Raw genomic sequence first — 26,361 nt, 5'->3', positions numbered from 1 at the left:
AAGGGCACGCCAGCTGCCGCAACACGGCGGCCATTTCATCAAGGGGTCAAGCCATGCGCGCTATTGTCACACTGATTGTTCTGGGTTTGTGCGCCCTGCCGCTGCAGGCTGCCGATCTTGACGCCTATACCGAAGAATTTGCGCCGTACAATTACACCGAAAAGCGCCAATTCAAAGGCATGGCCAACCAGATTCTGGATCGGATCATGGCGCTGAGCCAGCTGAACATCCGGCGCGAAAGCGTGCCGTGGCTGCGTGCCGTGCAGCAAAACCAGAATAATCCGGCCAGCCTGATTTACACCATCGTGCGCACGCCACAGCGCGAAAACCAGTATCTGTGGGTTGGCCCCTACGATGATTGCGATGTGGTCTTTATGAAGCTCAAATCGCGCAGCGACATTCAGCTTGGCAGCATCAAGGAAGCCGAAAAATACTATTCCGGCGCGGCACGCGGCGCGGCGGCGGCACAAATTCTGCAAGGCATGGGCTACGATATGAGCCGGGTTGACACCAGCTCACCCGAGGAAATCCGCACAGTCAAAATGCTGTACGCCAAGCGCTTTGATTTATCCGCCGGCATGCTGCTGCCGCATATCTACAGCGCGCGCAAGCTAAAGCTGGACGCCAGCCAGCTCACAGCGGTACAAACCATTGCCAAGGGCGGCGGCTGCTATTTCGGCTTTAACCCCAAGGTCAATCCCGACACCTTCAACCGCTTTAAAGACACATTCCAGCAACTGAAAAACAGCGGCGAGCTGGAGAAAATCCGTAGCCAATATTTAGCCACCTCTGGCCGCTAAGCCACGCCAGCCGGGCGTGTTAGAATAGCGTTTTGCGTTCGGATTGCCGTCCACATGCCTTATTTAGCCATCGATACTTCCAGCGAACAGCTGTCACTGGCCCTGAGCACGGGTCATCGCGCCGACTCCATCGTGGCTCGCGAATGGCCGGTGGGGCAAAAACACGCCGAGCTAACGCTCCCCTATCTGCGTGCACTGCTAAGCGATCATCAGCTCGCCATGAGCGATATTGCCGGCATTGCCTATCCCAGCGGCCCGGGCTCGTTTACCGGCTTGCGTATTGGCTGCGGTATTACGCAAGGTCTGGCGTATGCACAGAATATCCCTGTAGTGGGTATATCTACACTAGAGGCGCTGGCTGAGGCTTCTGGGGTAATACGTGCCTATGTATGTATAGATGCCCGGATGAATCAGGTGTATTGCGCCGCGTTCGAGCGCGAGCCTGGATCAGCATGGAAAACCATCCATGAAGCGCGAGTGTGCAATCCCGAAGATGTGCCGCTCCCCGCAGGCAATGACTGGTTTGGCATTGGCACCGGCTTTAAAACCTACGCCGATGCGCTGCAAACACGGCTGGGCGCGCAGCTTGGCCAGATCGACGCCGAGCGCCAGCCGCATGCGCGCGACATGCTGCAGCTGGCCTTGCCACGATTTGCTGCTGGCCAAGGCTTGCCCGCCGAAGAAGCCAATCTGGTGTATCTGCGCGATAAAGTAGCGCTGAAAACCCACGAAAGAGCCGCCAAATGAGCCAGCCCAAGAGCGCCACCCAGCCCCGTTTTGCACGACTGGAAACTCGGCACGTGGCCGAGCTGGCCGATCTGGACGAGAGCACCAACCCGCACCCGTGGAATGGCAAGCAGTGGCTGGATTCGCTGGAGCAACACACTTGTCTGGGCGTCTGGCTAGACGACACGCTAGCTGGTTTTAGCGTGAGCATGGCCACGCTGGACGAAGCCGAGCTGCTGCTGATCGCCATTGCCCCGCAATGGCAGGGGCAAGGCTGGGGTGCGCAATTGCTGCACTACACCGAATCCACATTGGCCAGCGAAGGCATCGCTCAGCTATTTCTGGAAGTACGCGAGAGCAATCAGGGCGCACGCGCTTTTTATCAGCGGCACGGCTGGCACGAAAACGGCCGCCGCAAGAACTATTACCCCTGCGCCCCACGTGACATCAAGCAGGAGAACAGCGCGCAGCTCAGCCGCGAAGACGCCATCCTGTGTGCCAAAAACCTGTGCGCCACCACCCTGAACGGAGCGAGCACATGAACCGCCGGGCACTGATCTTGAACGAGCTGGGGCTCAATCCGGTATGGGTGCGCCACGAAGTGCTGGCACAGTATGAGCAGCTGGCCGAGCCATCGCTGCCCGCGCAGCCAAGCGTTCAGGCAACAGCGCCAGTCGGCGCAACCGCCAATGCCATCCCATCATCTGGCAGCGAGGCCCACGCGAACGCGCACTTTAGCCCCATCGCGCAAGCAGCACACCAGCGCATGGAAGCCACCATCAGCGCCTCGGCCACACCGGAAGCGGGCAAAGCGGCCAAAGGCCCATCGCAGGAAGCCGCCGCCATTCATCAGGTACTCAAAGCGCGAAATAGCCCGGCTGCACGGCAAAGTGCCGCCCAGCCAGCCGCTGCGCTGAGCACCACGCCAGCGGAGCAGGACGCTCGCAGCCAGCAGATTATGCAAATGGACTGGGAACAGCTGCAGCAGGCAGTCAGCAACTGCACCGCGTGCAAGCTGTGCGAAACGCGCAAGCAGGCCGTATTTGGCGTAGGCAATCCGGCGGCGCAACTCTTAGTGGTCGGCGAAGCACCTGGCGCCGACGAGGATGCGCAAGGCGAGCCCTTTGTCGGCAAGGCCGGCAAGCTGCTCGACAATATGCTCGCCAGCATCGGCCACAAGCGCGGCGAGCAGGTCTTTATCGCCAATGTGCTCAAATGCCGCCCGCCCGGCAACCGCAACCCGCAGCCCGATGAAGTGGCACAATGCGCGCCTTTCCTGCAACGCCAGATCGAGCTGATCGCGCCCAAAGTGCTATTTGCCAGCGGCCGCTTTGCCATTAGCAGCCTGCTGAACGACGACGCGCCCATCTCGGCGCTGCGCGGCAAAATCCACCAATACCGCCAGCTCCCGGTCGTGGTGAGCTACCACCCCGCCTACCTGCTGCGCAATATGCCCGACAAGGCCAAAGCCTGGCAGGATTTATTACTACTCAAATCACTGCTTGATCAACAATGAATTCGCTCAAATACATCGCCCACTATCCTGCTCCACTGATCGAGCAGGTGCAGGCCCTGATCGCCGCCAACCGGCTTGCGCCGCATCTGGCGAAAAAATACCCGGCGCGCCATCAAGTGCAAACCGACAAGGCGCTATACGACTACGTTAGCGAATTAAAGTCCGAGTTTTTCCGCAATGCGCCAGCGCTGGCCAAGGTGGGGTTTGACAGCAAAATCAGCGTGATCAATCACGCGCTGGGGCTACATACGCAAATTTCGCGCGTGCAAGGCGGCAAGTTAAAAAGCAAAAATGAAATCCGCATCGCCACGCTATTTAAAAACACGCCGCCCGAATTTCTGAAAATGATTGTCGTCCACGAGCTCGCGCATCTGAAAGAAAAAGACCATAACAAAGCCTTTTACCAATTGTGCCAGCATATGGAACCCAACTATATGCAATATGAATTTGATCTGCGCCTGCACCTGACGGTGCAGGATCTGGGCTTGAGTGCTTGAACCAGCCAAGGAAACGTATGGCAATGGCCACATCATCGTTTCGATCTGCCCTTTTGAAGACGAAGAGCCAATACTGGCCTAGCTCAGGTGATAAAGTAAGCTTGCAAAAACTTACAAATCATCTCAATTCACTTTCTGCTGTTGCCATTTTGCGACACGGAACCCGATGACTGCGCTGGATCACCCTCCGCTTCCAATCCTGTCATTTTCATCAATAGCCCGACAAATTCTGCATGCGGACGCGACATCAGCCCTGTCCGTCCGTCTGCTAGCACAGGCAATGCCAGTTGCACCAGTACCCCACTTTCCCCTAGTATTTGTGCCAACTGACTCGTTGAGACACAAGATATAGTGTTTCTTCACAAACTATTCACAAATTTATACACAAAGTTTTGAGGGACCGTGCATGTACGCCACGCTAGATAGTACCCAGACTAGCCGCTCTGATAGCGCTGAAATCCACACGCCATCACACGATATTGCGCATTACGCCAATTACAAAACAATTCGCCGTGATGGATCGGTGGTGCCGTTTGAGCCATCCAAAATTTCAGTGGCGGTGACCAAGGCGTTTATTGCGGTTCAAGGCAGCCATGCGGCTTCCAGCACTGCGGTGCGCGAGCAGGTGGTCAATCTAACCGAATCGGTGGTGAACGCGCTGATGCGTCGCAAGCCCGATGGCGGTGCTATTCACATTGAAGACATCCAGGATCAGGTTGAGCTGGCGCTGATGCGTTCTGGCGAACACGATGTGGCTCGCGCCTATGTGCTGTATCGCAGCGAGCGCCAGCGTGAGCGCGCCGCGGCACGCCATGACGCTGCACCTGCCGAGCCACACCCGATTAATGTACTGTTTGAAGACGGCAGCAGCCGCCCGCTCGATCTGGCCAAACTCAAAGCACTGATTGCCTCAGCGTGTACCGGTCTGGAGCAAAATACCGACCAGAATCTGATTCTGGCCGAAACGCTGAAAAACGTTTACGACGGCGTGCCTGCCGAAGAGCTGCGCAAATCGGCCGTACTGGCCGCGCGTACCTATCTGGAAACCGATCCGGCCTACGGTCTGGTGACCGCACGTCTGGTGCTGCATAGCCTGCGTCGCGAAGTGCTGGGCGAAGAAACCAGCCACGAAGAGATGGCCGACATTTACGCCAGCTACTTCCCGCGTTATGTGAAAAAAGGTATCGAAGCCGAGCTGCTGGACGAAAAACTGGGCCAGTTCGATCTGAGCAAGCTGGCCGCCGCGCTGGATCACAACCGTGATTACCAGTTTGGCTACCTGGGACTGCAAACGCTGTACGATCGCTATTTCCTGCATATCAACGAGCGCCGCATCGAGCTGCCACAGGTGTTTTTCATGCGCGTGGCCATGGGACTAGCGCTGAACGAAACCAATCGTGAAGAGCGGGCGATCGAGTTTTACAATGTGCTGTCGAGCTTTGACTTTATGAGCTCAACGCCCACGCTATTTAACTCCGGCACCCGTCACAGCCAGATGTCGAGCTGCTACCTGACCACCGTACCGGATGATCTGGATGGCATTTTTGAAGCGCTGAAAGAAAACGCGCTACTGTCCAAATTTGCCGGTGGTCTGGGCAATGACTGGACACCTGTGCGCGCCATGGGCAGCCATATCAAGGGCACCAATGGCAAATCACAAGGTGTCGTGCCTTTCCTGAAGGTGGTGAACGACACGGCCGTGGCCGTGAATCAAGGTGGCAAACGCAAAGGCGCGGTGTGCGCGTATCTGGAAACCTGGCACGCCGACATCGAAGAATTCCTTGAATTGCGTAAAAACACCGGTGACGACCGTCGCCGCACGCATGATATGAATTCGGCCAACTGGATTCCTGACCTGTTTATGAAACGGGTGATGGAAGGCGGCGAGTGGACCTTGTTCAGCCCATCTGAAGTGCCAGATTTGCACGACAAAGTGGGTAAAGCGTTCGAAATCGCCTACACCAACTACGAAGCCAAAGCGGCGCGTGGCGAAATGCGCGTGGCCAAAACCATCCCGGCCCTGAGCCTATGGCGCAAAATGCTGACGATGTTGTTTGAAACCGGCCACCCATGGATCACGTTTAAAGACCCGTGCAATATTCGCAGCCCGCAGCAACACGTTGGCGTGGTTCACTCGTCTAACTTGTGCACCGAGATTACGCTCAATACCAACGATGAAGAAATCGCCGTGTGTAATCTGGGCTCGATCAATCTGTACAACCACCTGAAAAACGGCGAGTTGGATGCCGAGAAATTGTCGCGCACGGTGAAAGTAGCGATGCGTATGCTCGACAACGTGATCGACATTAACTTCTACCCAGTACGCAAAGCGCGCACATCCAACTTGAAGCACCGCCCGGTGGGTTTGGGCATTATGGGCTTCCAGGATTGCCTGCACGCACTGCGTATTCCATACGCATCGGACGCTGCGGTTGAGTTTGCCGATGTGTCGATGGAAACCGTGGCCTACCACGCGTACTGGGCGTCGACCGAATTGGCGCAAGAGCGAGGCATTTACGCCAGCTACAAAGGTAGCTTGTGGGATCGTGGCATCTTGCCGCAAGACTCATTGCGCTTACTGGAAGAAGAGCGTGGCGGTTACCTCGACGTGGATCGCAGCTCTCGTTTGGATTGGACCATGCTGCGCGATCGCATCGCCGCCTACGGCATGCGCAACTCGAACTGCCTGGCCATTGCGCCAACCGCCACCATCTCCAACATCATTGGCGTGGATGCGTGTATCGAGCCGACCTACCAGAATCTGTTTGTGAAATCGAATCTGTCCGGCGAATTTACTGTGATCAACGAGCACCTGGTGCGCGACTTGAAAGCGCGTGGCCTGTGGGACGAAGTGATGATTTCCGATCTGAAATACTTCGATGGCTCGGTACAGCGCATCGACCGTATCCCGGCCGATCTGAAAGCCCTGTACGCCACGGCGTTCGAGATGGATCCGAAATGGCTGGTTGAAGCGGCAAGCCGTCGCCAGAAATGGATCGACCAAGCGCAATCGTTGAACATTTACATGGCCGGCGCATCGGGTAAGAAACTGGACGAGCTGTACAAGCACGCCTGGTTGCGCGGCCTGAAAACCACCTACTACCTGCGTACCTTGGCAGCCACAGCCGCCGAGAAATCAACGGGCCGTGGTGGCGAATTGAACGCGGTGCCAGTCGATGGTGGCTACGCCGCAGCGCAGGCGCAAGCCGCAATTGTCGCCGCCGCCGCTGACAACACGCCAGCGACCGATGCGAAGTTCTGCTCGATTGATAATCCGGATTGCGAGGCGTGCCAGTAATCAATCAAGCCGCTTGCTTGCAAGCGGTTTTGGCGGTTTTAGTGCCTGCGGCACCTGTGTTTAGGTGCCGCTACCCGCGGCGGGGATTACTTTCTTTGCTTCGCCAAAGAAAGTAATCAAAGAAAGGCGACCCCACATCGGCGTCGGCTACGCCGATTCCCTCGCTGCGGACAGTCGAGGCGGCGCTTGCGCTTAACAAAACAGGCGCAAGCGAATTCCCGCCCCGCCTGTTCCTCACTCGGCTTGATGTAGGGGAATCGCCCAGCCCGATCAGCGCGGTGCTGCCGTAGGGCGGGTTAGGCCGAAGGCCGTAACCCACCATTATTCAGTAATAAAATACTGGGCTGGGTATTGGGCTGTAGGGCTTGCTGTAATTTTGTTAGATTGATATACCCTCGGTGCCGCTGTGCGGTGCCGATATTTAAGACGGTTCTGCGAGTCGTTTTAAATATCGGTGATCCCGATTTTAAATTTATGCAAAAGTCGCCTAGCAAGGCACTTTGTCGCAGGCAGTACAAGTCGTACGGCCAGACGAAGTAACGCGGCTAGGTGGCTTTTTGCTTTAACAGATAGGAATGATTGTGACCCAACACCCGCTCGATGTACTGATTACCCGCCTGCCCAAGGCGGAGCTGCATTTGCATATTGAAGGCTCGCTGGAGCCGGAAATGATGTTTTCGCTCGCCAAGCGCAATGGCGTCGCGCTGCCGTACGCGGATGTGGAAGCGGTGCGGGCGGCGTATCAGTTTGACAGCTTGCAATCCTTTCTGGATCTCTACTACGCCGGTGCGTCGGTGCTGCTCACCGAGCAGGATTTTTACGATCTGACCTGGGCCTACCTCGAAAAAGCTCACGCCGACCATATCGTTCACACCGAGATTTTTTTCGATCCGCAAACGCACACCGCGCGCGGCATTGATTTTGCCGTGCCGCTCTCTGGTATCCGCCGCGCCTTGCTCGATGGCGAAGCCCAGCTCGGCATCAGTTTTAAATTGATCATGTGTTTCCTGCGCCATCTGTCTGAAGAAGACGGCTTTGCCACGCTGGCGCAGGCCGAGCCGTATCTGGCGCAAATCGACGGCGTGGGCTTGGATTCCAGCGAGCTGGGCCACCCGCCGAGCAAATTTGCCCGCCTGTTTGCGCGTTGCGCCGAGCTGGGCTTGCCCGCCGTGGCGCACGCGGGCGAAGAAGGACCGGCCAGCTATATCTGGGAAGCGCTTGATCTGCTCAAATCGCGCCGTATCGATCATGGCGTGCGCTGTACCGAAGACCCCGCACTGGTTGCGCGCCTCGCCGCCGAGCAAATTCCGCTCACCGTTTGCCCGCTGTCGAATCTGAAGCTGTGCGTCGTTAAAGACTTGGCCGAGCATAATCTGCGCGAGCTATTGGCCGCAGGTCTGTGCGCGATGGTCAATTCGGATGATCCGGCGTACTTTGGGGGTTATCTCAATACCAATCTGCTGGCCTGTCGCGCCGCGCTGGATTTATCGCAGGACGAAATTATCCAGCTGATCCGCAATAGTTTTACCGCCAGCTGGCTCAGTGCCGAGCAACAAGCGCATTGGCAAGCGCAAATCAGCCAGCTTGTGAGCGCCACGCAGGAGTAAATCATGCCACGCCGCCTTGCTACTTTGCTCGCCCCACTGTTCACGCTATTGCTGCTTGGCGCTTGCGCCAGCGTCAAGCCGCCGCTGGCCGAAGGCCGCCTGAGCCCACCTGCCGGGCAGGGCATTGCCATCGTCGCGCTCACCGGCAGCGCAGCGCCGCACATCAGAGACACCGTGCAGCTGCAGCTACATCTTCAGGGCGAAGGCAGAAAATACACCGGGTATAGCCATCTAGCCAGCGATACCATTCGCGCAGAGGGCGATACCCCCAATAGCGAAGGCCGTTTGCTGGTGTTGCAGCTGCCCGCAGGCCGCTATCAGGCCGAGCGCGTTAGCGGCTCCTGGCAGCGCCAGAGCAATAGCTGGTATGACGAGCGGGAATTTTTCAATCTGCCACTGCAGCGCAGCTTCACGCTCGGCGCAGGCGAAGTGGTCTATCTGGGGCAAGTGCAGGTCAATATCAATCTGCGCCCCGACCTGAGCCTGGGCCAGAACACGCCGCGCGATTTTTACGATCTGCACGTGCGTAGCGGTGTCACCGACACCCGCAATATACAAATTCGCCCGCTGGCCAGCCAGCCTGCGGGCCAGTAACAACAGTGTTAAATAAAGCCAATAAAGGACTACCCACCATGCTCAGTTTTGACGAAGACGTAATCAATCGCCCAGCGCCAGCAGCACCGCAAGCCGTGCCACAGCACAGCACCGCCGCAGCCAGCGCCGTACCTGCCCGCGTCACCGCCGACGACAAACGCGTGATCAACGGCACCACCGACGTGAACCAGCTAGTGCCGTTCAAGCACAAATGGGCATGGGAAAAATACCTGGCCCAGTGTGCTAACCACTGGATGCCGCAAGAAGTAAACATGCAGCGCGACATCGAGCAATGGAAAACCGGCCAGCTCACCGAAGACGAAATGCGCATCGTGAAGCGCAATCTGGGCTTCTTTGTCACCGCCGACTCGCTCGCCGCCAACAACATCGTGCTGGGTACCTATCGCCAGATCACCTCGCCCGAATGCCGCCAGTTCCTGCTGCGCCAAGCCTTCGACGAAGCCATCCACACCCATGCCTATCAATACATCGTTGAATCATTGGGTCTGGACGAAGGCGAAGTCTTTAACGCCTACAACGAAATCAAGTCGATCCGCGATAAAGATCAATTTTTGATGCCGTTCATCGACGTACTGACCGACCCGGCGTTCAAAACCGGCACGCTGGCGAACGATCAGGCCCTGCTGCGCTCGATCATCGTGTTCGCCTGCATTATGGAAGGCCTGTTCTTCTACGTCGGCTTCGTGCAAATCCTCGCGCTGGGCCGTCAAAACAAAATGACCGGCGCCGCCGAGCAATACCAATACATCCTGCGCGATGAATCCATGCACTGCAATTTTGGTATCGACTTGATCAACACGATCAAAATGGAAAATCCGCAATTGTGGACCGAACCATTCAAAGCCGAGATCACCGAATTGTTCCGCAAAGCGGTCGAGCTCGAATACGCCTACGCCGAAGACACCATGCCACGCGGCGTATTGGGTCTGAATGCGGCGCAGTTCAAAGAATACCTGCGCTTTATTGCTAATCGCCGGATGCAGCAGATTGGTTTGAATGAGTTGTTCCCAGGTGTGAGCAATCCATTCCCATGGATGAGCGAGATGATTGACTTGAAGAAAGAGAAAAATTTCTTTGAGACTCGGGTGACTGAGTATCAGACTGGTGGGGCGTTGAGCTGGGATTAATCTCCTTTATTTTATTCTTTACCGAAACTGGCTAGCAATGGATAATTTTCAATTAAGTGAAGTTTTTACGCCTGCAACACCTGCAAAACTAACGTTTGTTGATAGGTTAAAAGTAAATGACCGTATTGTCCGCGCACTTAAAATGCCAGGAAAACAGATTGTTGTTTATGGTTATTCAGGGTCGGGCAAGACCACACTGATTGAAAATAAATTATTTCAGGTGTACGAAAAACATATTAGAACAAATTGCATGAAAAACATGACATTTGATCAGGTTGTTTTAGATGCGTTTGATCAGCTTGGCGGTTTTTATTGCGATAAAATTGTTGATGGCGCCAAGAACAAGGTTGATGCTTCATTACAGGCTGCATATTTGGGGATTAAATCTTCAATAGCAGTATCGAGTGAAGCATCTTCCTCGCAAGAACAAAAAAGAATTTTACCTCCTCAGTTAACCCCCCAAAGTTTAGCAAGATTCATGGGGGCTGCAGGATATTGCTGGATTCTTGAAGATTTTCATAAGATGAGTGATGAGCACAAAGAAAGTCTTGCTCAGATGATGAAAGTCTTTATGGATATTTCACACGAGTTTAATGATCTAAAAATTGTTGCAATTGGCGCAGTAAATACCGCGCGTGAGATTGTCCGTGCCGACAAAGAAATGAAGCGCAGAATTTCAGAGATTCACGTTGATTTAATGAGTGACGATGAGATTTTGTCAATCATCAAGAAAGGTGAAACACTTCTAAACGTTCATTTTGATAATGAAATTAAGAAAGAAATCATTCATTATTCAAATGGATTGGCATCGATATGTCATAGCCTTTGCTATATTCTTTGTGATCTCGATGGCATATACCAAACAGTTCTAGGCGAACCTCATTTGATAAGTGACGTCATTCCTGCAATAGAGGAATACCTCAATGAAGAATCGGACACAATGAAGTGTGCATTGGATAAAGCACTGAAGATTAAACACGCGGAAGATGTAATTCGGGTCATTTCTAGTAACGGGCAAGATGGAATGACTTTTGATACAGTTTTAGAAAAATTAAATCGAATCGCTATCAAGCATAGAGACGCAAAATTACAGAGCATTCTCACGGAGTTGTGCGGAGAAGAAAGTGGCTCAATAATCAAATTTGATAATGATTCCGGACGGTATAGTTTCTCCGATCCATTTCTTCAGAGCTTTGCCAGAGCGTTCTTCGAAGAAAAAGATAACAGGGAAGGCGCTGGAGCTCTAACCGAGCGTGAGTTACATGCTCTTTTAAACAAGGCCTTTGCTGCAATAGTAGCTAACAATAAATCTCTTTCTGCTCAGTTCAGCGGTGACTTAATTGGCAATAAACATGATGAAAATAAATTAAAGACACATACTGAGATAGAAAGTCGATAGCTCCGCAGCATTGTAGATTGGGCTCAGCTTGCGCAGCCCTACGTTGACCGCTACAAAGAAACCGCTTGATTGATTCTGGCGGTTTTGTTTTATGCGCCGTTGGCGCGATGTTTCAATGCGCGTTCCGCCGCGCTAACGGGAAGGGGTATTTGCTTCTGCAAATACCCCTTCACCCCAAAGCAGCCCCCGGCATCCGCGTCGGCTACGCCGATGCCCTCGACTGCGGACGGATCGAGGCGGCGGTTGCGCTTACCAAAACAGGCGCAACCGAAACCCCGCCCCGCCCGTTCCTCGCTCGGCGCTGATGCAGGGGAAATTGGTGCAGACCAACGATTGTGATATATACATGCCGTGGTGTTGCTCTGTAGGTCAGGTTGGTTATTGCTTGCATTGATATACCCCGTTATTTAATAAGAACGGATTGCCCGTGGAGCCGCGCCGATTGAAAATGACTCGGCGAGGTTTTAAGCCGCGTCGTGTTTGAGCGTTGCGACGTTAGCGCAACGCGAGTTGTAGCCGTGTAGGGCGGGTTGGCTTTATCAACCCGCGCTGAACTGCAATTTGGATTCATCGCGATACTGGCGGGTTACGTCTGCGGCTTAACCACCCTACCGCACGCTGTCCTTGGCTATTTACCCGCTGTGGCTTGGAACATTAATGGATTTGGAATGCGTTTAGCCGATGCGCATGCTTCGCCTGGTGTGGTCGGGATGGGGCATGACCATAAATCATCGAGAAACGCCTTTGTTCTCTGCTGATATCGTTCTTCAGTTTCATCCTCATCTTTTTCACCCTCTGGGTTAATCGCACGTGCCTCAATGCTGCGAATTGGCTCCTTACGTTCAATCGTGGACTGGTATTGCACCACCAGTTTTTTCTCAGTCAGATTGATCGAAAATAGAACGGGTCGCATCGGCGTTGGGATCAGTGCGCCAGAGTGGTATCTGAGCAGCAAAAAAGGCTCCATCGGTTTTGGTAATGAAATATTCAGGCGTTGTCGCTTATTCACTACGAAATGCATGCTCCCGCCTGTGGGGAAGAACGAATCGAGCCGCAGGCCCGATTCAACGCGCACCTTCCCCACACAAGGCGCGTAGCTGTATTCGCTTTTTCTCGCTTCCGCCCCTTGCGTCATGACTTCACCGCGATCTAGTCGGGTCATTTTTCGCAATTTCATCGGCTTACTGGCACGGTCTTTCACTGCCAGTAGTTTTCCCCCGGTAACGAAAAACCCGGTGTAAGGATACCAAGCCGTATTTTGGTTGAACTCAGCCCCTTTGAATGTGCAGGCGTATCTGTCAGCGACCTCCTCTTCTGCACCAAATGTTTCTTCCTGCTGCTCTGCCCTTTTCAACTCCCCATTCGGCAAAATATCGAAGGTCAATTTGGCAACATAAGAGTAATAGTCTTTACCTGCAATTGTGGCCGTCAGCAGTACCCCCGGATGCTGGGTGTAATTAACAATTTTTGCACAGCATTTGTCGTCAGCTGTTTGCGCTGAATTTGGTGTTTTTGCACCCGTAACTGGTTCTGTTCTGGCACAGGCGGCAAGAATGCTTACAATACAAAATAGAAATAGAAGATTTTTAATCATGACTAAAGAAGGTTATTTGTAAGTTTTCAGATTATATTTAATCATGGCAAACCGCGCTACATCGCCAACGCCAGTCTAAGGCTACAACGACTGATCATCATTTCTCCTGTACCCATTGAGCCAAGCGCGGGCGGAAAAAACCGGTGATGCACTTGAAAATGCCTGTGCACTACACGACTTCACGACTGCAGTCCCGCCTTGGTGTAAAATCGCGCTATCCCATTTTATATTTACAGACCCATTCTCAATGCTTGATATTCAATTACTCCGTACCGATCTGGCTGCCGTTGCCAGCCGTCTGGCCAGCCGCAAATTCGTCCTCGACACTGCCGCATTCCAGGCCATGGAAGATGAGCGCAAAGTGTTGCAAACCCGCATGCAGGATCTGCAAGCCAAGCGCAATAGCACGTCCAAGCAGATCGGCGCGGCCAAAGCCAAAGGCGAAGACGTGAGCGCGATCATGGCGGAAGTGGCCAATCTGGGCGACGAGCTCAAAGCGGCGGAAAACGCGTTTGCCGAGCTGGCCGATAAGCTCAACGCCCTGCTGCAAACCATCCCCAATCTGCCTGCGGATGAAGTGCCTACCGGTACTGATGAAAGCGGCAATCTGGAAGTGGCGCGCTGGGGCACGCCGAAAACCTTTGATTTTGACATCAAGGATCACGTCGATCTGGGTGAGCCACTGGGTCTGGATTTTACCACTGGCACCAAGCTATCTGGCAGCCGCTTTACCGCCCTGCGCGGCCCGATTGCCCGCCTGCATCGTGCGCTGGCGCAATTCATGCTCAATACCCACACGCTGGAACACGGCTACGAAGAAGTGTATGTGCCGTATCTGGTGAATAGCGCGTCGATGATGGGCACAGGCCAGCTGCCCAAATTTGAAGAGGACCTGTTCAAAGTGCCGCGCGCGGATGCCGAGCCTTTGTATCTGATTCCAACCGCCGAAGTGCCGGTGACCAATTTTGTGCGCGACGAAATCGTTAAAGCCGACGCCTTGCCGCAAAAATATGTGGCTCATACGCCGTGCTTCCGTTCTGAAGCTGGCTCGTATGGCCGTGATGTGCGCGGCATGATCCGCCAGCATCAATTTGATAAAGTCGAGCTGGTACAGATTGTTCATCCGGAAAAATCCGCCGAGGCGCTGGAAGAATTGGTTGGTCACGCCGAGAAAATCCTGCAATTGCTTGAGCTGCCGTACCGCAAAATGCTGCTGTGCACGGGCGATATGGGCTTTGGCAGCAGCAAAACCTACGATCTGGAAGTGTGGCTACCCGCGCAAAATACCTACCGCGAGATTTCCAGCTGCTCCAGCATGGGCGCATTCCAGGCTCGCCGCATGCAGGCCCGCTTTAAAAATGAAGCTGGCAAAAACGAGCTGGTCCACACGCTCAATGGCTCTGGCTTGGCAGTAGGCCGCACCTTGGTTGCGGTGCTGGAAAACTATCAGAATGCCGATGGCAGCATTACGGTGCCTGCGGTACTGCGCCCATATCTTGGTGGCCAGGAGACTTTAAGCGTTTAAAGTTTTGTTGTGCTCTGCCTGCAAAGCGCACCAATCGGTGCGCTTTTTTTGCGCCCAAAGTAAGACTAGTTTAGGCTGTGCTTAACCCATTCGGAAAAACGCCGATGACCAATACGACTTTGTGGCTGATCGCAGGCGCAGCTTTAATCGCCCTTGAATTATTCACTACCACTTTCTATCTACTCGCGATTGCGGCCGGGTTTTTAGCCGCTGCCGCCGCTAGCGCCTTGTCGTTCTCCAGCGCAACACAACTGCTAATTGCCAGTGTCGTCAGCCTGCTTGCTAGTTATGCCATCAAACAATGGAAGAAAAACCGCACCTCCACCGAAATCATGCCCAGTGATGATATAGGCAAAGTCGTCCAGATAGAGGCTTGGCTGGATGAGCGCCATGCACGCATTCATTACCGTGGCAGCCATTGGGATGCCGTACTCGCACCAGACTGCAAGGCCAGCGATACAGAGACCTGGTATATCTCTGCAAGCCATGGCACACAATTTGAAATAAGCAATACCCCACCTCAAATCTAAAGGAAGGCATCATGGGCTTAGAGTTTTCAGTCATTTTTTTCGCTGTGGTTATTATTTTTATCGCCAAATCCTTCAAAATCGTACCGCAGCAAAGCGCGCTCATTATCGAGCGCCTAGGTCGCTTTCGTGCCGTATTAGCACCCGGACTGAATTGGGTGATTCCCTTTGTTGATCGCGTAGCCTACAAACACAGCCTCAAAGAAATACCGCTCGATGTCCCTAGCCAGGTGTGCATCACCCGTGACAATACCCAGCTGCAGGTCGATGGCATTCTGTATTTTCAGGTACTGGATCCCCGTCTGGCTTCGTATGGCACATCGGACTATGTACTGGCCATTAGCCAGCTGGCGCAAACCACTTTGCGCTCGGTAATCGGTAAGCTGGAGCTGGACAAAACATTCGAAGAGCGCGATGACATCAACCGCACCGTCGTCGCTGCGCTTGACGAAGCGGCAACCAGCTGGGGCGTAAAAGTATTGCGCTACGAAATCAAAGATTTAACGCCACCACAAGCAATCTTGCATTCGATGCAGCAACAGATCACCGCCGAGCGTGAAAAACGCGCCCGTATTGCCCAATCGGAAGGCGTTAAGCAAGAACAGATCAACTTGGCGACAGGTCAGCGCGAAGCCGCTATCCAGAAATCACAAGGGGATATGCAGGCAGCGATTAACCAATCCGAAGGTGAGCGCCAGGCGCAAATCAATCGCGCCACTGGTGAAGCCGAAGCGCTGCGACTGGTGGCACACGCGACTGCCGAAGCGATTGGTGCAGTTGCCAAAGCCATTGAGCAGCCTGGCGGCGTGCACGCGATTAACCTGAAAGTAGCCGAGCAGTATGTCAGCGCCTTTGGCAATATCGCCAAAGAAGGCAATACCATGCTGCTGCCAGGCAATGCGGCCGACGTCAGCAGCATGATCGCCACGGCCATGAACGTGGTTCAAGCAGCAAAAAAATAAAAAACGCCTAAGCTAAGAAAAGTTAATGCTGGAGAAGCCCCATGTCGGAAAAAAAATATCGCCTAGTTACCCGCAGCGACTTCGATGGACTGGTCTGCGCAGTCCTGCTTAATGAACTGGATATGATTGACGATATCCTGTTCGTTCACCCCAAAGATATGCAGGATGGCAAAATCGCAATCAATGCCAACGACATCACGACCAATCTGCCTTATGTACCGGGCGCGTATCTGGCGTTTGACCACCATCTCTCAGAAACCATCCGCAATACTGGCGAAATAAAAAACCACATCATCGACCCCAACGCACCTTCAGCAGCGCGAGTGGTTTATGACTATTACGGCGGCAAAGAGAGATTTGCCAATATCTCCGATGACATGATGCTGGCGGTAGACAAGGCTGATTCGGCCGAATTTACCCGCGAAGAGATTCTTAACCCCAGCGGCTGGGTGCTGCTGAACTACCTGATGGATGCCAGAACCGGGCTGGGCCGCTTTCGCAGCTTCACCATTTCCAATTACCAGCTGATGATGGATCTGATCAAATATTGCCACAATCACAATATTGACGAGATTCTGGCTCTACCCGATGTGGTTGAACGCATCGAGCTTTATCAGGAGCATGCGCCACTGGCTAAAGAGCAAATCAAGCGCTGCAGCCGTATTTACGACAATCTGGTCGTGCTCGATTTACGCGAAGAAGACACCATCTACGCAACCAATCGCTTTATGATTTACGCCATGTATCCGCAGTGCAATATCTCAATCCACGTTATGTGGGGGGTGCAACAGCGCAATACTGTATTTGCAACCGGCAAATCGATCATCAATCGCTCATCGCAAACCAATATCGGCGCACTGATGCTGGAGTATGGCGGCGGCGGCCACGAAAATGCCGGCACTTGCCAGGTCGCCAACGACGAAGTGGATACCGCATTGCGTGAACTAATGCTTAAAATCACCGCCGATGGTTAAGCGCTCAGCACTGGCACAAAAAAGCCGACTCGAGGTCGGCTTTTTTCATTCAAGCGGCGCAAAGGCAGCTCAAGGGTAAGCACCTGCCTGGACAGAGAGCAGCCCCACCCGCCCGGACACCTGAGCCTGCCCGACATGGTGATAAGGCACCGTCTGTAAATCAAGGCTGCTTTTTAAGCCCCCCAGCGAGACAAGCTGATAGCCCTGCGCAATCCAGCCATCAAGCAGTGCAGCCAGTTGCTCGCTATATTGCACATCATAATCAGCGGCAATATTGAAAACATGCAGATCGGTCGTGGCAGAAGCCGTTGTTTGCAGCAGTGCTTGCACAGCCGCGTCAGCAGATTGCACAGGCAGTAGCTCCTCCAGCATTGGCAAAGTTACCGGAATCTGCAAACAGCGAATGTACTCGCCTTCAATCACAGGCCAGAATGGCGAAAAACCACGGCAATCGCTGGCAAAGCTGAGCTGATTGAGCTGACTCAAACGAAACGCCGTCCGGTTCATTTGCCAGCCGTGTGCAGCGTGGGCAAGCGGCTTTTGCCCCGTCAAGCGTTCAAACGCCTGCAATGCTTGCTGATATTGCTCGCGCGTTTCTTCGGCTGATTGCTCGCTTATTCTGGCCTGCCAAAGATGGCGGCAAGCTGGTCGCACAGCATGCTCAAACTGCGCATCGCTTAATTGGGCTAAAGCAGTAGCTGCCTGTTTGGCCAGATTTTTTGCGGGCATGAAACTGCCCAGCAATAGAGGCGTAAAACCAAAACGATGTTTGAGCGGAAGATTGGACATGCCCGGCATACGCCGCAGGCCATATGCCGGCACCAACAAGCGGCCATTTTTTTCTAGCCCCAAAGACCAAAAAAAAGTCGCCCCTGCATGACGAGCGCGCAGCATATCCGCGATGACGGGCAAGCCAGTTTGCATGGCCTGCGTGTTGTCTATATCAATTTTGAGGGCAATCAGCTTCATGAATCCACTTAAACAGGTGTCAGCTTGACCGTACAAAGGCCAAAAGCCGACAGTTTAAAGGATTTATGTGTGCACCTGAACTATCTCAAGGCCAAGCTCATATAAAGACAGCACATCTAGGCGATGACTGCGCCTGACTTTAACCCGAGCAGAAAAAGGCTCACGCCGCATACCGGGCGTGCGCGCTGGCATGACATAAATATCAAATTCTTCATCAGGGCGAGGAACATAGCTGGTCTGTACCGTCATACCGGTTACGCTCAAGTCGGTGCATTCGCCATAAAATGGCAAACCAAGATCCATCGGGCGAATTTTCACCTTGCAATTAACCGCAACACGCAAGGCTCCGCGCTGATCACGCTCTTTTAGACCCACACTCATGCTCAACCCAGAAGAAGAAACAGATAAAATCAGAACAAAATCTTAACGTGCCACGCGGATAAGGCAAAGTACCGACTATCAGTCCAGATAGTTAGTGCAGAATACCCGATGTATATTGAACTCAAAGGCATCATTACAAGGAGAATACGATGTCCAGCATTTCATCCTCACTCAATTTCAGCACAAGCGTGTCACAAACCTTGTTTCAGGGCTCACAACAAGCAGCGCAGTCAATTAATCAAGGTGCTGAACGCCTTGACCGGAAAAAAGAATCCATAGCCCAACAAGCACTGGAAAATATCCAGGAGCGCCAAGCAACAGCACAAAGAATGGACGAAGCGCGCAATAAAATCGATACCTACGCCTAAAATTTATCATTTTATTTTTCAAAAGCTTAGATAAAAAGCGCCATTTCTGGCGCTTTTTTCATCGAAAAACCCACTCAAAACTGTTGACGGCCATCGAGGTGGCATGTTTTAATCCGGCCTCTCTCAAGCGAGGGGCGATAAAGCTTCTAGCAAAAGGGTCGTTAGCTCAGTTGGTAGAGCGTCTGCCTTACAAGCAGAATGTCGGCGGTTCGACCCCGTCACGACCCACCACTCACTTTAGAGAACATTTATACCACTGCGGAGTGGTAGTTCAGTTGGTTAGAATACCGGCCTGTCACGCCGGGGGTCGCGGGTTCGAGTCCCGTCCACTCCGCCAAAAGTATAAGTATTGGGTCGTTAGCTCAGTTGGTAGAGCGTCTGCCTTACAAGCAGAATGTCGGCGGTTCGACCCCGTCACGACCCACCACTTCACCACGGTGAAGTAAGTAGCAAAAATCAATACCACTGCGGAGTGGTAGTTCAGTTGGTTAGAATACCGGCCTGTCACGCCGGGGGTCGCGGGTTCGAGTCCCGTCCACTCCGCCACCAGTTTTGATTGTTTCAAAATTGGGTCGTTAGCTCAGTTGGTAGAGCGTCTGCCTTACAAGCAGAATGTCGGCGGTTCGACCCCGTCACGACCCACCACTTCACCACGGTGGAGTAAGCAATAAAAAAACAATACCACTGCGGAGTGGTAGTTCAGTTGGTTAGAATACCGGCCTGTCACGCCGGGGGTCGCGGGTTCGAGTCCCGTCCACTCCGCCAAATTCCAGATGCACCTCATATCGGGTCGTTAGCTCAGTTGGTAGAGCGTCTGCCTTACAAGCAGAATGTCGGCGGTTCGACCCCGTCACGACCCACCATCAACACCTCCAGCTTCAAACACAGACTTTGTTCATTTTCAAAATATTCTTTTGCTGATTCTGAAAGCCAAACCTGATTACGCCTTTCTTTTACTCACCCAACACAGCACAAAAGCAGAATAGGCAAACTGTTGTGATGAATCTATCAGCATGCAACTTTCATCGCCATCCACCGCCTTTAGCGCTAAACTCCTTGATCAAATAACACCAGTTGCTGCATAGCAAGGTAATTTATGGCGGCCAATTCTAGCGAGCAGACTCATACCATCCAGTGGCACGGCTATTGCCTGCACTACGGCCAGCTGATTACCTTAACGCTCAGTGTCTTGATTTGCATTGCCTTATTGACCATCGATTTAAGCCAGCACCCCACCTGGCAACCGTGGTTGATTGTTTTGGCGCTCGCCAGCGCGCTGTCGCTACTCTGGAGCGCAGTGGTATCAAAGCCCAAAGAGAAAAAAACCTACACCGAAAACCACACAACGATAGTCCCGCCAGCCAATCCGCGCGATGTATTGGCCGGGGTATCCGATTTACTCTGGACCATAGACTACGCCAGTCGGCGCGTTACCGCGCACAATAACAGCCAGATCCCTCACCACCCCGCTGGCGATCAGGCCAGCAAGCTGGCGAGCATATTTCCTGCCCGCGTCTCGCGGCAATTTCTGGAAAGCCTGATTGAAATCCAGAGCACGCAGCAAGCCACCCGCTTTGAATACACACTGGGTAACGAAAACATCCAGCATACCTTCGAAGCACGCCTTACCCCGCTAAGCCACCGCGATTGCGTCGTCATCATCCGCGACATTTCGCACATCAAGTCCACCGAGGCGGCACTATTCAAGCAGCAAATGTTCACCCAGCAGATTATCGACTCCAGCCCGAACCTGATTTTTATCCGTGATCGGCACGGGCGTTTCCTGCTTGTCAATCAAGCCACACAAACCCTACTGGGGCATGATCTCATAGTTCACTCCCACATGGGGCTAGACGACGATACCCCCATATTAAGCGCTGGCGACCATGATGTACTCGCCACTGGTGAGACGCTTCGCATCGAAGACCATTGCACCCTGAATAATGGCCGCACCCACTGGTTTGACATCACCAAGCTGGCCGTTGAGCGCGAAGGCAAAACCTATATCCTGAGCATTGCCATCGACATCACTGCCCAGAAAGAAAACGACACAGCCAAAAATGACAGCGCCGTACTCGTCAGAGCCATGGCCAACGCCTTGCCGCACGCCTTTATGCTGGTGCAGCACGGGCAAATCCTGTTCGCAAACCACGCGGCCTGTCAGCGGCTCAATATCAACCCCGAGCAACTGATCGGCGCAGCACTCAGCACGTTCAACGCCCAAGTGCACAGCCTTGATAGCTGCGAAACACTTTCGCTGGCTGCGCATAATGGCGAGCAGATCGAATGCAAAGTTTGCTCGGTCAGCGACACCCAAACCGCCAGCCATCTGGTTACATTGCACTAAGGCGTTTTTTCAGGCCTATCCAGCCGTAGCCGCACAAGCCAGACACTTGCCCTACCCTGCCGCATGCTAAAATCGCCGCCTTGATTTCATCAGCACACTGCAGCGGCAATGACTCTTTCTCTTCGCGATCTACAGCCTTTACGCGCCCAGCTGGGCGACTGTCAAACCAGTGACCGCCATCCCCTATCGCGGCTGATTAGCCAGATGGGCGACCGCATCAAGCGCAATCAGCCAACCGATCAATTGCAGGCCCAATTTGCCGCCGGCGTTGAAAAATCACTCGCTAAAACTGTCCTGCGCCGCGAAAAACTGCCGACGCCGGAATACGATGATTTCCTGCCGGTCAATCAGCGCCGCGACGAACTGAAAGCCGCAATCGCCAAGCATCAAGTCGTCATCGTCTGCGGTGAAACCGGTTCGGGCAAAACCACACAGTTGCCAAAAATCTGCCTCGAACTCGGTCGTGGCGTGCATGGCTTAATCGGCCACACGCAGCCGCGCCGCCTCGCCGCACGCTCCGTCGCCAGCCGTATTGCACAAGAATTGAAATCCGAAATCGGCCATTACGTTGGCTATAAAGTGCGCTTTACCGATAAAAGCTCGCCCGCCAGCTACATCAAGCTGATGACCGACGGTATTTTGCTCGCCGAGTCACTCAGTGATCGTTTTCTAAATAACTACGATACCATCATCATCGACGAGGCGCACGAGCGCAGCCTGAATATTGATTTCTTGCTCGGCTATTTAAAGCAAATTCTGCCGAAGCGCCCCGATCTGAAAGTCATCGTCACCTCCGCGACGATTGATGCGGATCGCTTTAGCAAGCATTTCGACGGCGCGCCGGTGCTCGAAGTGTCAGGCCGCACTTATCCGGTTGAAGTGCGCTACAAGCCGCTCGCCAGCACCGACGAAGACGATCAAGAAATTGAAATGGAAGAAGCCATCGCTAACGCCGTCGACGAGCTATGGCGGCGCGATGGCAGCGGCGACGTGCTGGTGTTTTTGCCCGGCGAGCGCGAAATTCGCGAAACGATGGACGAGCTGCGCAAAGCCAAATTACGCGACGCCGAAGTGCTACCGCTATTTGCCCGACTATCCAATGAAGACCAGCAACGCATCTTCCGCCCTAGCAGTACTGGCCGACGTATTGTCTTAGCAACGAACGTCGCTGAGACTTCGCTGACAGTACCCGGCATCCGTTATGTCATCGACAGCGGCCAAGCGCGCATTAACCGCTACAGCCCGCGCGCCAAAGTCGAGCAACTCTTAATCGAAAAAATCTCGCAAGCCTCCGCGCGCCAGCGCTCAGGTCGTTGCGGCCGCGTTGCCAGCGGTATTTGCGTGCGCCTGTACTCGGAAGAAGACTTCAACCTGCGCCCGCCGTTTACCGACCCCGAAATTGTCCGTTCCAGCCTCGCTGGCGTTATCTTGCGCATGGCCGCGTTGCGCCTTGGTCGCGTCGATGAATTTCCATTTCTGGAAGCGCCATCAGGCAAGCTGATCGCCGATGGCTACCAACAATTACGCGAGCTCGGCGCGGTGGACGAGCAAGACCGCCTCACGCAAATCGGCCAGCAACTCGCGCGCTTGCCGATCGACCCGCGCGTTGGCCGCATGCTGCTCGCTGGGCAAGACGAAGGCTGTTTGAAAGAAATGCTGATTATTGCGTCGGGCCTGTCGCTGCAAGACCCGCGCGAGCGCCCGTTCGATGCGCGCCAAGCCGCCGATCAAGCGCACGCCAAGTTTACCGAGGAAAAATCCGACTTCCTGTCCTATCTGCGCTTGTGGGATTTCTTTGAAAAACTACTCGCCGATAAAACCTCGAACCGCCAATTGGTGCAGGAATGCCACCGCAACTTCTTGTCCTATTTGCGTTTGCGCGAATGGCGCGAGCTGCACAAACAATTGTCGGAAATGGCGAGCGAATTGCGACTCAACGAAAAGCCCGGCACCTTCGAGCAAATCCACAAAGCACTGATCACCGGCCTACTCGGCAATCTGGGCTTTAAGCAGCCGGAAAACGACGAATACTTGGGCGCGCGCGGGATTAAATTTAATGTGTTCCCTGGCTCTGGCCTGAAAAAGGCGCGGCCGAAATGGATTGTGGCCGCCGAGCTGGTTGAAACCAGCAAACTCTACGCGCGCTGCGTGGCGGCGATTGAGCCGGAATGGGTAGAAAAGCTCGCGCCGCATTTGACCAAAAAGCAGTATTTCGACCCGCACTGGAGCAAAGAGCAAGCGCAAGTCAGCGCATCGGAACGTATCACGCTGTATGGCTTGCCAATTGTGGCGCGCAGACGGGTACACTACGGTAGTATCAACGTCGCCGAATCGCGCGAGATTTTTATCCGCGAAGCCTTGGTGCGTTTTAATTACAACTCGAAAGCCAAATTCTTCGAGCATAACTTCGCGCTGCTGCTCGACGTCGAAGAGCTGGAACACAAAACGCGCCGCCAAGACGTGCTGGTGGATGAGCACGCGTTATTTGCTTTTTTCGACGCCAAGCTGCCTGCCGACATCGTCAACGGCGCGAGCTTTGAAGCGTGGCGCAAACAGGCCGAGAAAGCCAATCCGCAGCTCTTGTACCTAAGCCGCGACGATTTGATGCAGCACAGCGCCGAAGGCGTGACCGAGGAGCAATATCCAGAATTCTTCCGCCTGCAAGACGCCAAGCTGCCACTGGGGTATCGCTTCGAGCCCGGCCATGTGCTTGATGGGGTGACGATTACCCTCCCCCTGCATTTACTCAATCGCGTCAATCACGCAACCTTCGATTGGCTGGTGCCGGGCTTAATCCGCGAAAAAATCACGCTGCTGATTAAGTCGTTACCGAAACCGATCCGCCGCCTATGTGTGCCGGTGCCTGACTTTGCCACCAAGATGATGGTGGCGCTCGAAAACGCCGACCGCGAAGCGCCGCTGCTGCCGCAATTGGCGCAAGCCACGACGCGCGGCTGCGGCCAACCAGTGAGTGCCGATGATTTTAACGGCGACGATTTACCGATCCATTTGCGGATGAACTTCCGCATCGTCGACGACGCAGGCCAAGAGCTGGCGCAAGGCCGCGATTTGATCGCGATTCGCGCACAATTGGGCGAAGCGGCGCAACTTACCTTCCGCGATACGGCGGACGAGAGCACAGGCATCGAAAAATCGGGCATTACCAAATGGGACTTTGGCGATCTACCGGCCAAAATCAATTTCAAACGCCACGGCAAAGCCATGACCGGCTACCCCGGCCTCGTTCCGGATGAAGACGAAGCAGGCAAAGAATGCGTGGCGATTCGCCTGTTTGACACCGAACATGCCGCGAACGAGGCGCACCGCGCCGGCGTCGTGCGGCTGCTGCAATTCGAGTTGAAAGAACACGTTAAGCAATTGCCCAAAGCCCTGCCCAACTTTAACCAGCTGGCGATTCATTACCGCAGCTTGGGCAATAGCGACGAGTTGATGGCCGATGTGATCAACTGCATCTGCAATCGCGCCTTCTTGGGCGAAGACGAAGCGCCGCGCAAAAAGAAAGATTTCGACGATCAAAAAAGCCGCGCCAAAGTGCGCCTACCGTCAGTCCGCGACGCGGTGCTGCGCACGCTGAACGACATCGCGCCTGACTTTATCGCGCTCGGCACGCTGCTATCCAAAGGCGGCAATATCCAGAACGAGCTGAAAACGCAGCTCGGCGAGCTGATCTACAAGGGCTTTCTGACCGCCACGCCATGGGAGCAATTGCCACGCCTGCCGGTCTACATCAAAGCGATGAAAGTGCGCCTCGAAAAACGCGCCCAAAACCCGAACCGCGACGGCCAGCGCGGCGCGGAAGTGGCCGAGTTGATGCAGAGGTATATCGCTGAAGTCGACAAGTGGCAACGCGAAGGGAGAGATACTGCCACCCTATTGCCGTTCCGCTGGATGATCGAAGAATTACGCGTGGGGCTGTTTGCGCAGGAATTACGCACGCCGTATCCGGTGTCGGTGAAGCGGTTGGATAAGATTTGGGCGGAGATTACGAAGCGGTGATGGTTGAGATGTATTGATGTGTAGGGTGGGTTAGCCGAAGGCGTAACCCACCAAAATTTGTAGCAAAACACCATTTAAGCCTAGGTGATGATGCTCCTACGCGACTAAACATAGGAATCAAGTATGAAGCTAGACCTTAGAAATGTATTTTTCTATGCAATTTTGCCAGCACTTATTGCTGGTATCTTTTCTGTTGCTCCAAAGCTCTATGAAATAGCTACAGAGCCTAAAGCGAGCTTGCGCTTTCTATCCACCGCTGGGCCAGTAGTCCGCCTGTCTTCTGGTGCGAAGCAAATTGTTTCTACATCCGTTTGGAATGATGGGCGTCGACCACTCACAAAAGTAAAGTTCATTCTCAGCCCAGAGCCGGGTACTAAGCTGGAAGCGACTGGATTCGAGCAAACTACTGGCTTAACTTATAAAATTTTGGAGAGTTCAAGCAATACGACTTATGAAGTGGATGGGCTACTACCTGGAGAAAGATTTTCAGTTGCAGTGATGCTAACAGCAGAAGGACAAATGAGACTTCCCCAAATCTCTGTTAGAACTGAGGAAACTCTTGGTAGCGCAGCTGAAACAATCCCAACTCAAAAGTCCTCCAATATCGAATTGGCCGGGGCATTATTAACTTCGTTATCAGTGTTTGCAATGTCGATAGTTATGGGAAAGAAACTCCGTAGCGGTGCTTTTTCTACAACTGGAAGCAAACAAGATGTGCTGTTTTTTATTCCCGCCCGGCTACAGCTGCCCGATATTTCAAATGAAATGCGTCTAGCCAATATGAGCCTGACTTACTTGAGAATGGCCGATATTTTATTAGCACATGGCCTTGAATCAAAAGGAGATACTAGACAACGCACAGTCATAAGTAATCACGCATAACTAATTTTAAATTTCGAACCGAAGCCGGATAAAAGGGTGTGGACTTCTTCGACCAATTTATCCTTGCTCCACGACTTGAAGCTACGCCAAAAATGCTTGGCGTGTTTCCACACGATCTCGATCAAATTGAGCTCAGGGCTATACGCTGGCAAGTACATCACCACAAAACGATGATCCACCAACCAACGATTGACCACCTCTTCATCAAAATGGTGATGCACTGTCGCGTT

The 26,361-nt window shown here is 53.6% G+C and carries 22 protein-coding genes and 7 tRNA genes; 25 read left to right on the top strand and 4 right to left on the bottom strand.

The window, feature by feature from the left end; genetic code table 11:
• Nucleotides 1-53: 53 nt before the first annotated feature.
• The 10 genes from FLS37_RS12860 to FLS37_RS12815 all read left to right on the top strand — a co-directional run bounded on the left by FLS37_RS12860 (nucleotide 54) and on the right by FLS37_RS12815 (nucleotide 11,585).
• A complete protein-coding gene (locus FLS37_RS12860) occupies nucleotides 54-800 on the top strand; it encodes an ABC transporter substrate-binding protein (RefSeq protein WP_157670377.1) in 747 nt (248 codons plus the stop codon).
• Nucleotides 801-854: 54 nt separating this feature from the next.
• Nucleotides 855-1,547, top strand: coding sequence for a tRNA (adenosine(37)-N6)-threonylcarbamoyltransferase complex dimerization subunit type 1 TsaB (tsaB, locus tag FLS37_RS12855; RefSeq protein WP_157670376.1), 693 nt, complete (start codon nucleotides 855-857; stop codon nucleotides 1,545-1,547).
• On the top strand, nucleotides 1,544-2,068 hold the full coding sequence (gene rimI / locus FLS37_RS12850) for a ribosomal protein S18-alanine N-acetyltransferase (RefSeq protein WP_157670375.1): 525 nt from the start codon (nucleotides 1,544-1,546) through the stop codon (nucleotides 2,066-2,068). The genes tsaB and rimI overlap by 4 nt, the downstream gene beginning before the upstream one ends.
• The gene (locus tag FLS37_RS12845; RefSeq protein WP_157670374.1) at nucleotides 2,065-3,042 is read left to right on the top strand and encodes a uracil-DNA glycosylase; all 978 of its coding nucleotides are present in this window, start codon (nucleotides 2,065-2,067) and stop codon (nucleotides 3,040-3,042) included. Before rimI ends, FLS37_RS12845 begins: the two co-directional genes overlap by 4 nt.
• Nucleotides 3,039-3,539 (top strand): YgjP-like metallopeptidase domain-containing protein, encoded by a 501-nt coding sequence (locus FLS37_RS12840; protein ID WP_157670373.1) that lies wholly within the window; start codon nucleotides 3,039-3,041, stop codon nucleotides 3,537-3,539. The genes FLS37_RS12845 and FLS37_RS12840 overlap by 4 nt, the downstream gene beginning before the upstream one ends.
• A gap of 406 nt (nucleotides 3,540-3,945) precedes the next feature.
• Nucleotides 3,946-6,837 carry a ribonucleoside-diphosphate reductase subunit alpha gene (locus FLS37_RS12835; protein WP_157670372.1) on the top strand — a complete coding sequence of 964 codons (2,892 nt, stop codon included), beginning with the start codon at nucleotides 3,946-3,948 and terminating at the stop codon, nucleotides 6,835-6,837.
• Nucleotides 6,838-7,418: 581 nt separating this feature from the next.
• Nucleotides 7,419-8,444 carry an adenosine deaminase gene (locus FLS37_RS12830; protein WP_232522597.1) on the top strand — a complete coding sequence of 342 codons (1,026 nt, stop codon included), beginning with the start codon at nucleotides 7,419-7,421 and terminating at the stop codon, nucleotides 8,442-8,444.
• Nucleotides 8,445-8,447: 3 nt separating this feature from the next.
• Complete coding sequence (locus FLS37_RS12825; protein WP_157670370.1) at nucleotides 8,448-9,038, top strand: hypothetical protein; 591 nt, start codon at nucleotides 8,448-8,450, stop codon at nucleotides 9,036-9,038.
• A 38-nt stretch (nucleotides 9,039-9,076) separates the two neighbouring features.
• Nucleotides 9,077-10,186, top strand: coding sequence for a ribonucleotide-diphosphate reductase subunit beta (locus FLS37_RS12820; RefSeq protein WP_157670369.1), 1,110 nt, complete (start codon nucleotides 9,077-9,079; stop codon nucleotides 10,184-10,186).
• A gap of 37 nt (nucleotides 10,187-10,223) precedes the next feature.
• Nucleotides 10,224-11,585 carry a hypothetical protein gene (locus tag FLS37_RS12815; RefSeq protein WP_157670368.1) on the top strand — a complete coding sequence of 454 codons (1,362 nt, stop codon included), beginning with the start codon at nucleotides 10,224-10,226 and terminating at the stop codon, nucleotides 11,583-11,585.
• A 628-nt stretch (nucleotides 11,586-12,213) separates the two neighbouring features.
• On the opposite strand, the gene FLS37_RS12810 is transcribed toward FLS37_RS12815, so the two are convergent.
• The gene (locus FLS37_RS12810; RefSeq protein WP_157670367.1) at nucleotides 12,214-13,179 is read right to left on the bottom strand and encodes a hypothetical protein; all 966 of its coding nucleotides are present in this window, start codon (nucleotides 13,177-13,179) and stop codon (nucleotides 12,214-12,216) included.
• 247 nt (nucleotides 13,180-13,426) lie between these two features.
• Between FLS37_RS12810 and serS the strand changes: the two genes are divergently transcribed.
• The 4 genes from serS (at nucleotide 13,427) to FLS37_RS12790 (ending at nucleotide 17,167) form a co-directional block, all read left to right on the top strand.
• Nucleotides 13,427-14,704 (top strand): serine--tRNA ligase, encoded by a 1,278-nt coding sequence (serS, locus tag FLS37_RS12805; protein ID WP_157670366.1) that lies wholly within the window; start codon nucleotides 13,427-13,429, stop codon nucleotides 14,702-14,704.
• Between the two features lie 104 nt (nucleotides 14,705-14,808).
• Nucleotides 14,809-15,234, top strand: coding sequence for an NfeD family protein (locus FLS37_RS12800; RefSeq protein WP_157670365.1), 426 nt, complete (start codon nucleotides 14,809-14,811; stop codon nucleotides 15,232-15,234).
• Nucleotides 15,235-15,245: 11 nt separating this feature from the next.
• The gene (locus tag FLS37_RS12795) at nucleotides 15,246-16,193 is read left to right on the top strand and encodes an SPFH domain-containing protein (protein WP_157670364.1); all 948 of its coding nucleotides are present in this window, start codon (nucleotides 15,246-15,248) and stop codon (nucleotides 16,191-16,193) included.
• Nucleotides 16,194-16,234: 41 nt separating this feature from the next.
• Nucleotides 16,235-17,167, top strand: a complete 933-nt coding sequence (locus FLS37_RS12790; RefSeq protein WP_157670363.1) for an exopolyphosphatase — start codon at nucleotides 16,235-16,237, stop codon at nucleotides 17,165-17,167.
• A 69-nt stretch (nucleotides 17,168-17,236) separates the two neighbouring features.
• Here the strand turns inward: FLS37_RS12790 and FLS37_RS12785 are convergent, their stop codons facing one another.
• On the bottom strand, nucleotides 17,237-18,136 hold the full coding sequence (locus FLS37_RS12785) for a hypothetical protein (protein WP_157670362.1): 900 nt from the start codon (nucleotides 18,134-18,136) through the stop codon (nucleotides 17,237-17,239).
• Nucleotides 18,137-18,199: 63 nt separating this feature from the next.
• Nucleotides 18,200-18,517 carry a PilZ domain-containing protein gene (locus FLS37_RS12780; protein ID WP_157670361.1) on the bottom strand — a complete coding sequence of 106 codons (318 nt, stop codon included), beginning with the start codon at nucleotides 18,515-18,517 and terminating at the stop codon, nucleotides 18,200-18,202.
• A 149-nt stretch (nucleotides 18,518-18,666) separates the two neighbouring features.
• Between FLS37_RS12780 and FLS37_RS12775 the strand changes: the two genes are divergently transcribed.
• The 11 genes from FLS37_RS12775 to FLS37_RS12725 all read left to right on the top strand — a co-directional run bounded on the left by FLS37_RS12775 (nucleotide 18,667) and on the right by FLS37_RS12725 (nucleotide 26,131).
• Nucleotides 18,667-18,885 (top strand): hypothetical protein, encoded by a 219-nt coding sequence (locus tag FLS37_RS12775; protein WP_157670360.1) that lies wholly within the window; start codon nucleotides 18,667-18,669, stop codon nucleotides 18,883-18,885.
• Between the two features lie 155 nt (nucleotides 18,886-19,040).
• Nucleotides 19,041-19,116: transfer RNA gene (locus FLS37_RS12770), tRNA-Val, on the top strand.
• A gap of 29 nt (nucleotides 19,117-19,145) precedes the next feature.
• Nucleotides 19,146-19,222 (top strand) — tRNA-Asp (locus FLS37_RS12765).
• Between the two features lie 14 nt (nucleotides 19,223-19,236).
• Nucleotides 19,237-19,312: transfer RNA gene (locus tag FLS37_RS12760), tRNA-Val, on the top strand.
• A gap of 42 nt (nucleotides 19,313-19,354) precedes the next feature.
• A tRNA-Asp gene (locus tag FLS37_RS12755) sits at nucleotides 19,355-19,431 on the top strand.
• A 23-nt stretch (nucleotides 19,432-19,454) separates the two neighbouring features.
• Nucleotides 19,455-19,530: transfer RNA gene (locus FLS37_RS12750), tRNA-Val, on the top strand.
• 43 nt (nucleotides 19,531-19,573) lie between these two features.
• Nucleotides 19,574-19,650 (top strand) — tRNA-Asp (locus tag FLS37_RS12745).
• Nucleotides 19,651-19,672: 22 nt separating this feature from the next.
• Nucleotides 19,673-19,748: transfer RNA gene (locus FLS37_RS12740), tRNA-Val, on the top strand.
• Between the two features lie 233 nt (nucleotides 19,749-19,981).
• Nucleotides 19,982-21,232 carry a PAS domain-containing protein gene (locus tag FLS37_RS12735; protein ID WP_157670359.1) on the top strand — a complete coding sequence of 417 codons (1,251 nt, stop codon included), beginning with the start codon at nucleotides 19,982-19,984 and terminating at the stop codon, nucleotides 21,230-21,232.
• Between the two features lie 108 nt (nucleotides 21,233-21,340).
• Nucleotides 21,341-25,249 carry an ATP-dependent RNA helicase HrpA gene (gene hrpA, locus FLS37_RS12730; protein WP_157670358.1) on the top strand — a complete coding sequence of 1,303 codons (3,909 nt, stop codon included), beginning with the start codon at nucleotides 21,341-21,343 and terminating at the stop codon, nucleotides 25,247-25,249.
• 123 nt (nucleotides 25,250-25,372) lie between these two features.
• Nucleotides 25,373-26,131: a hypothetical protein gene (locus FLS37_RS12725; RefSeq protein ID WP_157670357.1), complete on the top strand. Its 759-nt coding sequence runs from the start codon at nucleotides 25,373-25,375 to the stop codon at nucleotides 26,129-26,131.
• On the opposite strand, the gene FLS37_RS12720 is transcribed toward FLS37_RS12725, so the two are convergent.
• The coding region (locus FLS37_RS12720) for a transposase (RefSeq protein WP_198314448.1) at nucleotides 26,122-26,361 on the bottom strand (240 nt) is incomplete at its 5' end. The two genes, FLS37_RS12725 and FLS37_RS12720, sit on opposite strands and share 10 nt — an antisense overlap.

Origin of the sequence: Chitinibacter sp. GC72 (assembly GCF_009760905.1) — a bacterium.
Taxonomy (GTDB): domain Bacteria; phylum Pseudomonadota; class Gammaproteobacteria; order Burkholderiales; family Chitinibacteraceae; genus Chitinibacter.
This window is presented reverse-complemented; position numbering and strand designations above follow the sequence as displayed.